11 protein-coding genes are annotated in these 12,868 nt (G+C 73.7%); 5 read left to right on the top strand and 6 right to left on the bottom strand.

The genetic code is table 11. The annotated features are described in order from the left end of the window. Positions 1 to 31: 31 nt before the first annotated feature. Positions 32 to 799 (bottom strand): M15 family metallopeptidase, encoded by a 768-nt coding sequence (locus tag ACFQ8E_RS02775; protein ID WP_430549050.1) that lies wholly within the window; start codon positions 797 to 799, stop codon positions 32 to 34. A 38-nt stretch (positions 800 to 837) separates the two neighbouring features. Between ACFQ8E_RS02775 and ACFQ8E_RS02770 the strand changes: the two genes are divergently transcribed. After that, positions 838 to 2,874: a penicillin-binding transpeptidase domain-containing protein gene (locus ACFQ8E_RS02770; RefSeq protein ID WP_430549049.1), complete on the top strand. Its 2,037-nt coding sequence runs from the start codon at positions 838 to 840 to the stop codon at positions 2,872 to 2,874. A gap of 4 nt (positions 2,875 to 2,878) precedes the next feature. Here ACFQ8E_RS02770 and ACFQ8E_RS02765 read toward each other — a convergent pair whose 3' ends face one another. Together ACFQ8E_RS02765 and ACFQ8E_RS02760 are read right to left on the bottom strand one after the other, a co-directional pair. Continuing rightward, positions 2,879 to 3,661, bottom strand: a complete 783-nt coding sequence (locus tag ACFQ8E_RS02765) for a glucose 1-dehydrogenase (protein ID WP_430549048.1) — start codon at positions 3,659 to 3,661, stop codon at positions 2,879 to 2,881. 80 nt (positions 3,662 to 3,741) lie between these two features. After that, positions 3,742 to 4,359 carry a TetR/AcrR family transcriptional regulator gene (locus tag ACFQ8E_RS02760; RefSeq protein ID WP_430549047.1) on the bottom strand — a complete coding sequence of 206 codons (618 nt, stop codon included), beginning with the start codon at positions 4,357 to 4,359 and terminating at the stop codon, positions 3,742 to 3,744. 162 nt (positions 4,360 to 4,521) lie between these two features. On the opposite strand from ACFQ8E_RS02760, the gene ACFQ8E_RS02755 reads away from it, so the two are divergent. Continuing rightward, positions 4,522 to 5,928 carry a glutamate decarboxylase gene (locus tag ACFQ8E_RS02755; protein WP_430549046.1) on the top strand — a complete coding sequence of 469 codons (1,407 nt, stop codon included), beginning with the start codon at positions 4,522 to 4,524 and terminating at the stop codon, positions 5,926 to 5,928. Between the two features lie 30 nt (positions 5,929 to 5,958). Here ACFQ8E_RS02755 and ACFQ8E_RS02750 read toward each other — a convergent pair whose 3' ends face one another. Beyond that, on the bottom strand, positions 5,959 to 7,212 hold the full coding sequence (locus tag ACFQ8E_RS02750; RefSeq protein ID WP_430549045.1) for an amidohydrolase: 1,254 nt from the start codon (positions 7,210 to 7,212) through the stop codon (positions 5,959 to 5,961). A 109-nt stretch (positions 7,213 to 7,321) separates the two neighbouring features. Further along, positions 7,322 to 8,686, bottom strand: a complete 1,365-nt coding sequence (locus ACFQ8E_RS02745; protein ID WP_430549044.1) for an AAA family ATPase — start codon at positions 8,684 to 8,686, stop codon at positions 7,322 to 7,324. A 96-nt stretch (positions 8,687 to 8,782) separates the two neighbouring features. Here ACFQ8E_RS02745 and ACFQ8E_RS02740 point away from each other — a divergent pair, with 96 nt between their 5' ends. Then, positions 8,783 to 9,370: a histidine phosphatase family protein gene (locus tag ACFQ8E_RS02740; RefSeq protein ID WP_430549043.1), complete on the top strand. Its 588-nt coding sequence runs from the start codon at positions 8,783 to 8,785 to the stop codon at positions 9,368 to 9,370. A 12-nt stretch (positions 9,371 to 9,382) separates the two neighbouring features. Here the strand turns inward: ACFQ8E_RS02740 and ACFQ8E_RS02735 are convergent, their stop codons facing one another. Next, positions 9,383 to 11,431, bottom strand: coding sequence for an NAD(+) synthase (locus tag ACFQ8E_RS02735; protein ID WP_430549042.1), 2,049 nt, complete (start codon positions 11,429 to 11,431; stop codon positions 9,383 to 9,385). A gap of 130 nt (positions 11,432 to 11,561) precedes the next feature. Here ACFQ8E_RS02735 and ACFQ8E_RS02730 point away from each other — a divergent pair, with 130 nt between their 5' ends. Both ACFQ8E_RS02730 and ACFQ8E_RS02725 read left to right on the top strand, forming a co-directional pair. Then, on the top strand, positions 11,562 to 12,296 hold the full coding sequence (locus tag ACFQ8E_RS02730; protein ID WP_430549041.1) for a copper resistance protein CopC: 735 nt from the start codon (positions 11,562 to 11,564) through the stop codon (positions 12,294 to 12,296). Between the two features lie 230 nt (positions 12,297 to 12,526). Then, positions 12,527 to 12,808 carry an HU family DNA-binding protein gene (locus ACFQ8E_RS02725; RefSeq protein WP_430549040.1) on the top strand — a complete coding sequence of 94 codons (282 nt, stop codon included), beginning with the start codon at positions 12,527 to 12,529 and terminating at the stop codon, positions 12,806 to 12,808. Positions 12,809 to 12,868 lie beyond the last annotated feature (60 nt).

The following is a 12,868-nucleotide window of genomic DNA, read 5'->3' as shown; positions in this document are numbered from 1 at the left end:
TAGCACGGACCGTGCCGAGGTAGTACCCGTGCTACTTCGGCGGGGCGTAGTCCGGCGCCGGGGCGGCGCCGAAGGCCTCCTCCAGGGTGGTGGTGCCGGCGAGGTGCATCGGGACGGTCAGTCCGGTGCCCACGTAGCGCAGGTGCCAGGGCTCGGGCGAGTAGCCCGTGACGGACTGCCGGCCCTCCGGGTACCGCACGACGAACCCGTACCGCCACGCGTGCGCGTCCACCCAGCGCCCGGTCCTGGTGCGCCCGAAGTCGGTGTACGGGGTGCCGGCCTCGGCGACGTCGGCGGCGAGGCCCGTCTGGTGCTCGGAGTACCCCGGGCGGGCGGAGAACGTGTCGGCGGCGCGGCGGCCGTGCGCGTCGACGTACCGGGCGTACAGCCGCCGCTGGTAGTCCGCGGACCGGAAGCCGGAGGCGAGGACGAGCTCGTGGCCGGTGGCGTCCTGCGCGTCGGCGGCGAGGCGCTCCAGGGCCCGCGCCGCCTCGGCCCGCAGCCGGTCGTGCTCGCCGAGGGCGGGCACGTCGGGGCGCACGAGGTCGTCCGGCGCCCAGCGCTCCGGGGTGACGGGGTGGGCCTTGTTCACCAGCACGGTCAGGTCCCCGGGGTCGTGCCCCGGGGTCCACGTGCGGCCCAGGATCGACGTGCCGCCCGGCCGCGGGTCGGGCAGCGCGGCGGTCGCCGCACCCGCCGGCACGACGGCCCCTGCGACGGTCAGGACGCCCGCCAGGGTGCCCGCGACGACGGCGCCACGAAATCTATGCAGGACCGTGACCACGACACGGGGGGACATGCCGACCAGGTTGCCAGGAAGCCGATAATCTCGCCAAGGTGCGCCGACGCTACCGCCTCGCCCTCGCCGTCCTGCTGACCCCGGTCGTCGGGGTGTCCCTGGTGGCGTGCACCGGGCCCGACGTGCCGTCCGCCGACCCGGCCGCCGAGGCGCTCGCGGCCGCGCTCCGGGCGGGCGACGTGAGCGACCTGGCGCTGCAGGCGCCCGGCTCGGTCGACGTGCAGACGCAGCTCACCGAGGTGCTCGAGCCGCTCGTCGACGCCTCGGGCGAGCGCGAGCGCACGGTGACGGTGGCCTCCGTCGGCAAGCCGGTCACCCAGGACGGCACGACGTCGGCGGTGGCCACGCTGGACTGGTCGTGGCCGGTGGGCCGCGACGTCACGTGGAAGTACAGCACCGACGTCGACCTCGCCTATGCGCCGCCGGAGAGCGGCGACGGCGAGGGCGCCTGGCGCGCCGTGTGGCGGCCGGACGTGCTGGTGCCCGACCTGGAGCCGGGCGAGCGGCTGAAGGTCAGGACCCTCGACGCGGACCGCGGCGACCTGCTGGACGGCGACGGCGAGCCGATGGTGACCGAGCGGGGCGTGTGGCACATCGGGGTGGACAAGACGGCGGTCGAGGGGCTCGGGCAGGAGTCCGCGGCGCGCGACCTCGCGCAGCTCGTGGGCCTCGAGCCGAACGAGTTCTTCGCGCGCGTCGACGCGGCCGGGGAGAAGGCGTTCGTCGAGGCGATCACGATCCGCAAGAAGAACCCGGGCGTGGACTTCACGGTGGACGACGCGCGGGACATCATCGGCGTGCGTGCGGTCGAGGACTCCCTCGAGCTCGGACCGACGAGCACCTTCGCCGCGCCGATCCTGGGCCGGGTCGGGGAGGCGACCAAGGAGGTCGTCGAGGAGTCCGACGGCGCGGTGCAGGCCGGCGACGTGGTGGGGCTGTCGGGGGTGCAGCGCGCCTACGACGACCAGCTCACCGGCTCGCCGGGCGTCCTGGTCAGCGTGGTCCCGGCCGGGGACGGTGACGTGGGCCTGGACGGCGAGCCCGAGGAGGACGGGGACGAGGGGCGTGAGCTGTACCGCGTCGACGCCGTCGACGGCGTCGCGGTGGCCACCACCCTCGACCAGCACCTCCAGAAGCAGGCGGAGAACGTGCTCGAGGACGTCGACCCGGCCAGCGCGATCGTCGCGATCCGGCCGTCGGACGGCGCGGTGCTCGCCGCGGCGAGCGGGCCCGGCGGCGAGGGCTGGTCCACCGCGACGCTGGGGCAGTACCCCCCGGGGTCGACGTTCAAGGTGGTGGACGCGCTGGCGATGCAGCGGGCGGGGATCACCCCGGACACGAAGGTCGCCTGCACGGACACCATCACCGTGGACGGCCGCAGGTTCGGCAACGTCCCCGGCTACCCGTCGTCGGCCACCGGCGAGGTGCCGCTGCGCACGGCGTTCGCGCACTCGTGCAACACGGCGATGATCGCGCAGCGCGACAAGGTGGCGCAGGCGGACCTGGCGACCGCGGCGTCCGACCTCGGGCTCGTGGACGACGAGGTGGCGGCGCCCGTGCTGGGCGTGCCCGCCTTCCTCGGCGCCGTGCCCGCGAAGGCGGACGGCACGGAGCACGCGGCGTCGATGATCGGCCAGGCCAAGGTGCAGGCGTCGCCGCTGGGGATGGCGACGGTCGCGGCGAGCGTCGCCGCCGGCCACCGGGTGCAGCCCGTGCTGGTGCGCGACGAGCCGGCCGGGGGCGACGACGGCGACGCGTCCGCCTCGCCGTCGGCCGAGGAGTCGGCGGAGGCGCCGAAGAAGCCGTCGACGCCTGGGGTGACGGACGACGAGGCGGCGGTGGTGCGCGACCTGATGCACGGCGTCGTCACCGAGGGCAGCGCGGACATGCTGCAGGGAGTGCCCGGCATCGTCGGTGCCAAGACCGGCACGGCGCAGTACGGCGACGGGTCGAAGCAGCACGTGTGGATGCTCGCGATCGTCGACGACCTCGCGGTGGCCGTCTTCGTGGAGGACGGCCACCGCGGGTCGGACACCGCGGGCCCGCTCATGAAGGACTTCCTGGCGGGCCTGTGACCGGTCAGGCGCCGTGCTTGTGCGGCACGCCCGCCACGAGCCCGCCGTCGACGACGAACTCGGCGCCGGTGGAGTAGCTGGACTCGTCGCTCGCGAGGAAGACGATGGTCTGGGAGACCTCTTCCGGCCGCGCGCCGCGGCCGAGCGGGATGAGCAGGTCGCCCGCGTCGATGCCCGCGGTCATCGGCGTCTCGATGAACCCGGGGTGCACGGAGTTGACCCGCACGCCGTGCGGCCCGAGCTCCAGCGCGACCGACTTCGTGAGCCCGCGGACGCCGAACTTGGAGGCCACGTAGCCGTGCAGGCCGCGGCTCCCGCGGAGCCCCTCGACGGACGAGATGTTGATGATCGACCCGGAGCCGGCCTTCACCATGACCGGCGCGACGGCCCGGATCCCCAGGAACACCCCGGTGAGGTTGATGTCGATGATCCGGCGCCAGGCGTCGGTGTCGTACTCGGTGATCGGGCCGCCGTTCGCGATGCCCGCGTTGTTCACGAGCACGTCGATCCGTCCGAACTCCTCGAGCGTGAACGCGACGGCCTTCGCCCAGTCGTCCTCGTTCGTGACGTCGAGGTGGACGTAGCGGGCGACGTCGGTGCGGTCGGCGCCCAGCTCGGCGACGAGGGCCTCGCCCTTCGCGTCGTCGAGGTCGGCGACGACGACCTTGGCGCCCTCGGCGGCCAGCGCGCGGGCGTGGGTGACGCCCATCCCGCCGGTCCCGCCGGTGACGATCGCGACCTTGTTGAAGACTCGGTTCCCGGTGCTGACGGCCGTGCTGGCGGTCATGCTGGCCTCCTTCGTGGTTCTGCTGTGAGTGGGTGCACCTGCCCGCCCGGGACCGTGGTCGTCCCGGGACGGAGGGGACGTCAGGGGGACGGTGTGGTCCACCAGGCGGGCAGGGCGTCGTGGGCGACCCGGGCGAAGAACGCGGGGTCGCGGGGCGGGGGAGCGGCGAGCCAGACCTCGAGCGCGCCGACGGTGCCGAGCCCGACGTACGTCGCGAACGCGCGGGCGTAGCGGTCGACCTGGTCGGCGGGGGTGCCCGGGTCCAGGGGCATGAGGCCGGGGTGGGCGCGCAGGTGGTCGGTGAGGGTGCCGGCCACGTGGTCGGCGAGCAGCCGGGCCAGCGGGGCGCTGAGGCCGCCCTCGAGGGCCCGCTCGTACACGGGCAGGTGCGCCTCGACGTGGGCCTGCAGCGCACCGGTGTACCGGGCGACGACCTGCTCGGCGTCGCCGTGGGTGGCGTGCCCGGCGACCTCCCGCACGGCGGCGTCGAACTCCGCGCGGATGCGGTCGAGCTCGGTGCCGAGGACCCGTGCCAGCAGCTCGGCCGGGCCGGCGGCGTGGTCGTAGAACGTGGCCCGGTTGATGCCGGCGCGGGCGGCGACGGCGGACGCGGTGAGGTCGGCGACGTCCTGCTCCGCGGCCAGCTCCAGGACGGCGGTGCGCAGGGCCTCCGCGGTTCGCTCGACCCGCTTGTCCATGCCCTGTCACCTCCGCCGTCCGGTGCTCTCGACGCTACGCCGGGGCGACGAGTTAGGCAACACCTGTCGCCTAATTCACTTCACCCGGGCCGGCCGGGTGAGGGGCGACGGGCCGACCTACGCTCGAAAGTGCCGCACCCGCCACCGACGAGGGGAACCGCCATGGTCAGCAGGACCCGAGGGAGCGGCCGCCGCCGCGTCCGCCACGGGGACGTCGAGCTCAACCCCGTCTTCGTCCGCCCGGGAGAGACGCGCTCCGTGCCGCGCGACCGCCTCCCGGCCGGGCAGTCACTTCCGGAGACGGCGTTCCAGATCGTCCACGACGAGGCGATGCTCGATGGCAACGCCCGGCTCAACCTCGCCACCTTCGTCGGCACGTGGATGGACGACCACGCCAGCCGCCTCTACCTCGAGGCGGCGGACAAGAACATGGTCGACAAGGACGAGTACCCGGCCACGGCCGCCGTCGAGGACCGGTGCTGGCGCATGCTCGCCGACCTGTGGCACGCCCCCGACCCGCACCACGCGATGGGCACCTCGACGATCGGCTCGTCCGAGGCGTGCATGCTCGCCGGGCTCGCGCTCAAGCGGCGGTGGCAGCAGGCCCGGCGCGACGCCGGCAAGCCCGTCGGCACCCCCAACCTCGTGATGTCGAGCGCGGTGCAGGTGTGCTGGGAGAAGTTCTGCAACTACTTCGAGGTCGAGCCCCGGTACGTGCCCATCAGCGAGGAGCACCGGGTGCTCGACGGCCACGACCTGGAGAGCTACGTCGACGAGGACACGATCGGCGTCGTCGCCATCCTCGGCGTGACGTACACCGGGATGTACGAGCCGGTCACCGAGATCGCCGCCGCCCTCGACCGCATCCAGGCGACCACCGGGCTCGACGTGCCCATCCACGTGGACGGCGCGTCGGGGGCGATGGTCGCGCCGTTCGTGCAGCCCGACCTGGTGTGGGACTTCCAGGTGGAGCGGGTCGCGTCGATCAACACCTCCGGCCACAAGTACGGCCTCGTGTACCCGGGCCTCGGCTGGGTGGTGTGGCGCGATGAGGAGGCCCTTCCCGAGAGCCTCGTGTTCCGCGTGAGCTATCTCGGCGGCGACATGCCCACCCTCGCGCTGAACTTCTCCCGACCGGGGTCGCAGGTGCTGCTGCAGTACTACATGTTCCTGCGGCTGGGGCGGGCGGGGTACGAGGCGGTGCAGAACGCCTCGTCCGACGTCGCGCGGTACCTCGCCGACGGCGTCGGGAGGCTGCCCGCGTTCGAGCTGTGGAACGACGGCTCCGACATCCCCGTCTTCGCGTGGCGCCTGAAGCCGGGGCACACGGAGAACTGGAACCTCTACCACCTGTCCGACCGGCTGCGCACGCGCGGCTGGCTCGTGCCGGCGTACCCCATGCCCGACGACCTCACCGACGTCACCGTGCAGCGCGTCGTCGTGCGCAGCGGGCTCAGCCGGGACCTCGCGGCGTCGTTCCTCGCCGACCTCGAGGAGGAGACCCGCTACCTCGACGCCCTCTCCGGACCGATGCCCTCGGAGGGCCAGCGCACCGGCTTCATCCACTGACCTGCCCTCCGGCGACGGCGGGCGGGCCGGTCAGCGGGCGAAGCGCTCCGAGCGCTCGACGACGCGGCCCGCGCCGCGCCCGCCGTCGGCGGCGCGGTCCCACGTGTACACCTCGACGCCGGTGACGAAGACGTGCTCGGCGCGCGAGCCGACGTCGAGCGGGTCGCCGGACCAGACGACGACGTCGCCGTCGAGGCCGGGCGCCAGCGCGCCGACGCGGTCGTCGAGGCCGAGGAACGACGCCGGGTTGACGGTGAGCGCCTCGAGCGCGACCTGCGGGTCCAGGCCCTCCTTCACGGCGAACGACGCCTGGTGCACGAGGAAGTTGATCGGCACCACCGGGTGGTCGGTCGTGATGGCGACGCGCACGCCCGCCTCGGCGAGCCGGGCGAGGTTCGCGACGTCGCGGTCGCGCAGCTCCACCTTGGAGCGGGACGTGAGCATCGGGCCGTAGATGACCGGCACGTCGCGCTCGGCGAGGACGTCGGCGATCGCGACGCCGTCCGTGCCGTGGTTGACGACGAGCCGGTAGCCGAACTCGTCGGCCAGCCGCAGCGCGGTGGCGATGTCGTCGGCCCGGTGGGTGTGCTGATCCCAGGCGAGCTCGCCGGCCAGCACCCGCGCGAGGGTCTCCTTGCCGAGGTCGCGGGCGAACGGCTCGCCCTTCTCCTCGGCGGCGTCGCGCTGGGCCGCGTAGTGCTGCGCGTCGAGGAACGCCTGCCGGATGACGGCGGCCACGCCGAGGCGGGTGGACGGCTGCTTCTTCTGCTCGCCGTACACGCGCTTGGGGTTCTCGCCGAGCGCGGACTTCACGGAGACCGCGTCGCTGATCACCTGCTCGTCGACGGTGCGCCCGCCCCACGTCTTGATCGCGACCGTCTGGCCGCCGATCGGGTTCGCCGAGCCCGGCTTCACGACGACGGACGTCACGCCGCCCGCGAGCGCGTCGCGGAAGCCCTCGTCCTCGACGTTGATCGCGTCCAGCGCGCGCAGGTGCGACCCGTCGGGCCCGGTCTTCTCGTTGGTGTCGTCGCCGGCCCAGCCCTCGGCCTCCTCGTGCACGCCCACGTGCCCGTGCGACTCGACGAAGCCCGGCAGCACCCACCGGCCCCCCGCGTCCACCGTGCGCACGCCGGCGGGGACCTCGACGTCCGCGCCCACGGCGGTGATCACGCCGTCCGTGACGAGGACGGTGCCGTTCTCGATCGGCAGCCCGTCGACCGGGACGACGTAGCCGTTCGTGATCGCGACGGACGAGCGGGCGGTGCGGATCGGAGAGGTCATGCCCGCCATCATGCCGCCGCCCGGGGATGCCGAACAGACGCCTGACACCGGTATGGCGGCCTGGCGGGCGTCATACCGGTGTCAACTGCCTGTGGGGCGGGGCCGGGTGCTACAGGTAGTGCCCGACGGAGGGGGACGGCTTCCAGCGGCCGGTCGACGTGATGTCGAGGATGCGGCGCGTCGTCATGCCCTCGATGCCGTGCTCGAGGACGGCGCGGCGCGCGACCTCGCGGATCTCCGCGCCCGTCGCGCCGTCGAGGCTGCCGGCGATGGCGGCGAGGTCGAGGCCGTCACCCTGGCGCGGCAGGTAGATCTTGAGGATGGCGACGCGGCCCTCGTGGCTCGGCAGCGGCACCTCGAGGATGGTGTCGAACCGCCCGGGCCGCTTCACCGCCGGGTCCAGGGAGCCGGGGTCGTTGGTGGTCGCGAGGGTGAGGACGTCGTTGCGCACCCGTGCGCCGTCGAGGGCGTTGAGGAACTCCGAGAAGCCCGACGAGCTGCGCATCTCCGCGTTCGCGACGCCGTCGATGTCCTCCATGACGACGAGGGTGGGGCCGAGCCGCTCGACCTCCTTGTAGAGGTTCTCCGACGCCTGCCGCAGCACGTCCGGCTCCACGATCATCACCGTCATCGCGCCCGCGACCTCCGCCGCGAGGATCCGGCCCAGCTTCGTCTTGCCGACGCCGGGCTTGCCCGCGAGCAGCAGCCCGCGCGTGGTCGGGAGCCCGAGGGAGAGCAGGTCGTCGCGGCGCGTGGTGCCCGACGACAGGAACAGGTCCACCTCGCCCCAGACGGCGTCGGCGAGGACGAGGTCGGCGCGCGTCTCATGGGTCGCTGGCACGGGCTCGAAGCCGACCTGGTTGCCGTAGCTGGTCACCGACACCTGCAGGATGCGGCCGCGGTACGGGTTCCCCTCGCCCTTGAGGGAGGTGAGGAAGTCGTCGAGCACCGACTCGGCGAGGTCGCGGCGGCCCTCGCCCGTGTAGACGGTGACGTCCGCGGGGTGCCCGCCGCACAGGTGGATCGCGACCGGCTCGTCGCGCAGGGTGCCGGCGGGGAAGAACGCCGACAGGTGGTAGGGCACGGAGAGTGTGTGGTCCTCGCCCAGGCTCAGCGGCCGCCACTCGGGCGTGCGGCCCTGCGGCCCGAGGATCTGGTAGCTGCCCTCGTGCTCGGCCATCCACCGGGCCAGGACGTGCCCGTGCAGCAGCAGCTGCGTGTCGGAGACGGCGCGCTTCACCTCAGACATCCGGGACTTCTTCACGCCGAGCTTGCGCGCCGCCCAGCCCGAGCTCGACGTCGGGGTGCCCTTCTTCTTCTTGCGCGGGGCGCCGAGGATCTCCGCGAGCACGCGGATCGTCTGGCGGACCTCCGTCGGGTACGGGCCGAGCTTCGGCCACAGGAGCCTGCCCTGCTGCTCCTCGGGCGTCGCGACGCCGTCCGTCGTCGTCCCCGAAGGCTGTCGCTCGCTCATGGTGCTCCCCGTGCTTCCCGCCGCCGTCCCCGGCGGAACGGCCCGCAGCACCCTATCTGCCTGCATCGACGCCGGCCGAGCCGATAACGTCGGCGGATGCCGACCCGACACCTGCACGTGCTCCGCCACGGTCTTGCGGACCCGTTCGGTGAGCTGACGGAGGTCGGGGAGCGGCAGATGGAGCTGGCCGGCCGACGCCTGGCCGCCGTGCCGGTCGACACCGTCTGGCACTCGCCGCTGTCGCGCGCGGTGCGGTCGGCGCAGGTCCTGGGCGGGCAGCTGCCGGGCGTGCGGGTGCGCGAGGCGGCCGAGCTGATCGACCACGTGCCCTACCTGCCCGACCCGATGCCCGCCGCGTGGGTCGGGTTCTTCGACGGGTACGACGTCGCCCACGCGGCCGAGGGCGAGCGGCTCGCCGCCGCGCTCACCACCCGCTTCGCCCGCGCCGCCGACGTCGAGACCCACGACGTGCTGATCACCCACGCGTTCCAGGTCGCGTGGCTGGTGCGCGACGCCCTCGCCGCGCCGCCCGCGAGCTGGCTGGGGCTGCCCTACGGCAACGCCGCACTCACGACGATCGAGTACCGCGACGACCGCAGCGCCTCCCTGATCGTCTACAACGACATGGGCCACCTGACGCCCGAGCTGCGCTGGACCGGGTTCGGCCCCGCCGCCCGCCCCTGACGCGCACGGGACTCAGACCGTCGTCGGGACGTTCTCCTCCAGCTCGGCGAGCCAGGCGGCGGCGGACGCGTCGGACGGCATCCGCCAGTCCCCGCGGGGCGAGAGCGAGCCGCCGGCGGCGACCTTGGGGCCGTTCGGGATGGCGGAGCGCTTGAACTGCGACGAGAAGTACCGCCGGAAGAAGACGACCTCCCATTTCCGGATGGTCGCCAGGTCGTAGGCGGACCGCTCGTCGTGGGGGAAGTTCGGCGGCCAGGCGCCGGAGTCCGGGTCGCGCCAGGCGTGCCACGCGAGGAACGCGATCTTCGACGGCCGCAGGCCGTGTCGCAGCGTCCAGAACAGGGTGAAGTCCTGCAGCGCGTACGGGCCGATCGCCGCCTCGGTGGACTGGGGAGCCTCGCCCTCGCCGGCCGGCACCAGCTCGGGGGAGATCTCCTGCCCCAGGATCTCCAGGAGCAGGGCGTTCGTGTCCGCCTCGAACTGGCCGGAATCCGCGACCCAGCGGATGAGGTGCTGGATGAGCGTCTTCGGCACGCCGGTGTTCACCGCGTAGTGCGACATCTGGTCGCCCACGCCGTACGTGCACCAGCCCAGCGCCAGCTCGGACAGGTCGCCCGTGCCCAGCACGATGCCGCCGCGGTGGTTCGCGAGCCGGAACAGGTAGTCGGTGCGCAGCCCGGCCTGCACGTTCTCGAACGTGACGTCGTAGACCTTCTCGCCCGCGCCGTACGGGTGGCCGAGGTCGCGCAGCATCTGCTCCGCGGCGGGCCGGATGTCGAGCTCCTCGAAGTGCACGCCGAGCGACGTCGCGAGCCGCGTGGCGCGGTCCTTCGTCTCCGACGACGTCGCGAAGCCGGGCATCGTGATCGCGTGGATGTCGGTGCGGGGCCGGCCGAGCCGGTCCATCGCGCGGGCCGCGACGATCAGCGCGTGCGTCGAGTCCAGGCCGCCCGAGACGCCGATGACGATCTTCGGCTGCCCGATCGACCGCAGCCGCTGCTCCAGCCCGGCCACCTGGATCGAGTACGCCTCGTAGCAGTCCTGCGCCAGGCGCTCCGGGTCGTCCGGGACGAACGGGAAGCGGTCCACCTTGCGCCGCAGGCCGACGTCGCCCGACGGCGGGTCGGCGGTCCAGCCGACGGTGCGGAACCCCTCGACACGCGCGCCGAGCGCGCGCCGGTTGTCGTCGAACGACCCCTGCCGCAGCCGCTCCTGGCGCAGCCGGTCCAGGTCGACGTCGGCCACGGAGCGTCGCGCGCCGTCGGGGAAGCGCTCCGTCTCGGCGAGCAGGTCGCCCACCTCGTAGACCATCGTCTGGCCGTCCCAGGACAGGTCCGTGCTCGACTCGCCCTGCGCCGCCGCGTACGCGTAGGCCGCGAGCCCGCGGTGCGACGCGGAGCGGACCATGAGCCGCCGGTCCTCCGCGCGCGCCACCGTGATGGGGCTCGCGGACAGGTTGAGCAGCACCGTCGCGCCCGCCAGCGCGGCCTCGGCCGACGGGGGCACCGGCACCCACAGGTCCTCGCACACCTCGACGTGCACCACGAGCCCGGCGACGTCGTCGGCGGCGAACAGCAGGTCCGGCCCGAACGGCACGGGCCCGTCGGCGAACGGCAGCGTCACCGTGGAGCCGCGGCGGTCGTCGCCGGGGGCGAACCAGCGCTTCTCGTAGAACTCGCGGTAGTTCGGCAGGTACGACTTGGGCGCGACGCCCAGCACCCGCCCGCCCTGCACGACGACCGCGCAGTTCAGCAGGCGGTTCCCCACCTCCAGCGGCGCCCCGACGACGAGCAGCGGGCGCAGGTCGGCGCTGGCCTCGACGATCGCCGCGAGCGCGTCCGACGTCGCCTCCAGCAGCGTGTCCGCGAGGTGCAGGTCGTCGATCGCGTACCCGGAGACGCACAGCTCGGGGAAGACGGCGACCGTGACTCCGTCGTCGTGGCACGCGCGCGCCTCGGCGAGGATCGCGGCGGCGTTCGCGCGGGGGTCGGCGACGGTGACGGGGACGGTGCAGGCCGCCACGCGGGCGAAGCCGTGGGCATAGGCCGAGGTGAAGTCCACCCCCCGAGTGTAGGAACGCCGCCCGTCCCCGCGAGACTTGTCAGGACCAGCGCCACGTCTACCTCGCGCTCGCCCTGACAGCTCGCCAGGCTCCTGACAGCTCGGGCGGGCGGGTCGCTAGGGTCGGGCCGTGCACCTTCGACCCGCGCGCCGTCGTCGCGCCCTCGCCGTCCTGCTCGCCGCCGCGGCGGTCCCCGTGCTCGGCCTCGCCCTCGCGCAGCCCGCCAGCGCGCACGACCGGCTCCTCTCGTCGGACCCCGCGGACGGCGCCACCGTGGACGAGACGCCCGCCGAGCTCACCCTCGTGTTCAGCGCCGACGTCCTCGCGGCGGGGGCCCAGGTGGCGGTCACGACTGCGGACGGCACGGTCCCGGCGGAGGTCACCGTCGACGGCGACGAGGCCGTCGCCGCGCTGCCCGACGACCTGCCCGGCGGCGACTGGGACGTGTCGTGGCGCGTCGTCTCCTCCGACGGCCACCCGATCGAGGGCGAGCTGGCGTTCACGGTGGCGAGCGCCGCGACGCCGTCGCCGAGCGCGAGCCCGTCGTCCAGCCCGACGTCCAGCCCGACGATGCCCAGCGCCTCCCCGAGCCCGACGGCGTCGCCGGACGCCACGACGACGGCCGGGCACGCGCACGGCGGCGGCACGCCCGGCGTGGACCTGAACGCCGACGGCGAGGCGGGGTGGGCGACGGCGTGGCTGTTCCCCGTCGCCGTGCTCGCGGTGGTCGGCGTGGCGGCCGCCGTCCTGCTGCAGCGGCGCCGGCGCGCCGACGACGGCGCGCGCGACGCCGACGGCGGGGACGAGACGGGCGAACGGCACGGACCGGACGCGGGCCCCGACGGCGACGGCCCGACGTCCTGAGACGTGCCGCCGCGCACGCGGTCTGTCCCGTCATGAGGGCAGATACCGGGACAGATCGTGTGCTCGAAAGGTTCCCGTTTCGAGGTGTCCGGCACGCCACGCGCGGAAAAGTCGCAGGAATCCGCGGATGTTCCCTAGTGTGTTCCCCGTCCTCCCGGCGCGAGCCGGGGTGGCGTACGAACGTGACGACGCGCGGGTCGCGCGCGTCGTGAACCGGAGAAGGGATGCACATGTCGCTGAACAAGTCCGAGCTGGTCTCGGCCATCGCCGGCAAGGCTGAGCTCAGCAAGGCGGACGCGGACAAGTTCCTCAGCGCCTTCCAGGAGGTGCTCGAGGAGTCGCTCGCCAAGGGTGAGGCGGTCAAGGTCACCGGTCTGCTCTCGGTCGAGCGCGTCGAGCGCGCGGCCCGTACCGGCCGCAACCCGCGCACGGGCGAGGAGATCCAGATCCCGGCCGGCTTCGGTGTGAAGATCAGCGCCGGCTCGCTGCTGAAGAAGGCCGTCGCGAAGTGATCCTTCGCTGACACGACGCGTCGTGTCAGCGCTCCGGAGGCCCGCCGCTCGCATCGTGCG

Source organism: Isoptericola sp. NPDC056573 (assembly GCF_042793335.1).
In the GTDB taxonomy this organism is placed as follows: Bacteria; Actinomycetota; Actinomycetes; order Actinomycetales; family Cellulomonadaceae; genus Isoptericola.
This window is presented reverse-complemented; position numbering and strand designations above follow the sequence as displayed.

Bases quoted from the DNA above. Each gene is read 5' to 3' on its own strand.
- ACFQ8E_RS02775 (WP_430549050.1), bottom strand. From the start codon at position 799: ATGTCCCCCCGTGTCGTGGTCACGGTCCTGCATAGATTTCGTGGCGCC.
- ACFQ8E_RS02765 (WP_430549048.1), bottom strand. From the start codon at position 3,661: ATGACCGCCAGCACGGCCGTCAGCACCGGGAACCGAGTCTTCAACAAG.
- ACFQ8E_RS02760 (WP_430549047.1), bottom strand. From the start codon at position 4,359: ATGGACAAGCGGGTCGAGCGAACCGCGGAGGCCCTGCGCACCGCCGTC.
- ACFQ8E_RS02755 (WP_430549046.1), top strand. From the start codon at position 4,522: ATGGTCAGCAGGACCCGAGGGAGCGGCCGCCGCCGCGTCCGCCACGGG.
- ACFQ8E_RS02750 (WP_430549045.1), bottom strand. From the start codon at position 7,212: ATGACCTCTCCGATCCGCACCGCCCGCTCGTCCGTCGCGATCACGAAC.
- ACFQ8E_RS02745 (WP_430549044.1), bottom strand. From the start codon at position 8,686: ATGAGCGAGCGACAGCCTTCGGGGACGACGACGGACGGCGTCGCGACG.
- ACFQ8E_RS02740 (WP_430549043.1), top strand. From the start codon at position 8,783: ATGCCGACCCGACACCTGCACGTGCTCCGCCACGGTCTTGCGGACCCG.
- ACFQ8E_RS02725 (WP_430549040.1), top strand. From the start codon at position 12,527: ATGTCGCTGAACAAGTCCGAGCTGGTCTCGGCCATCGCCGGCAAGGCT.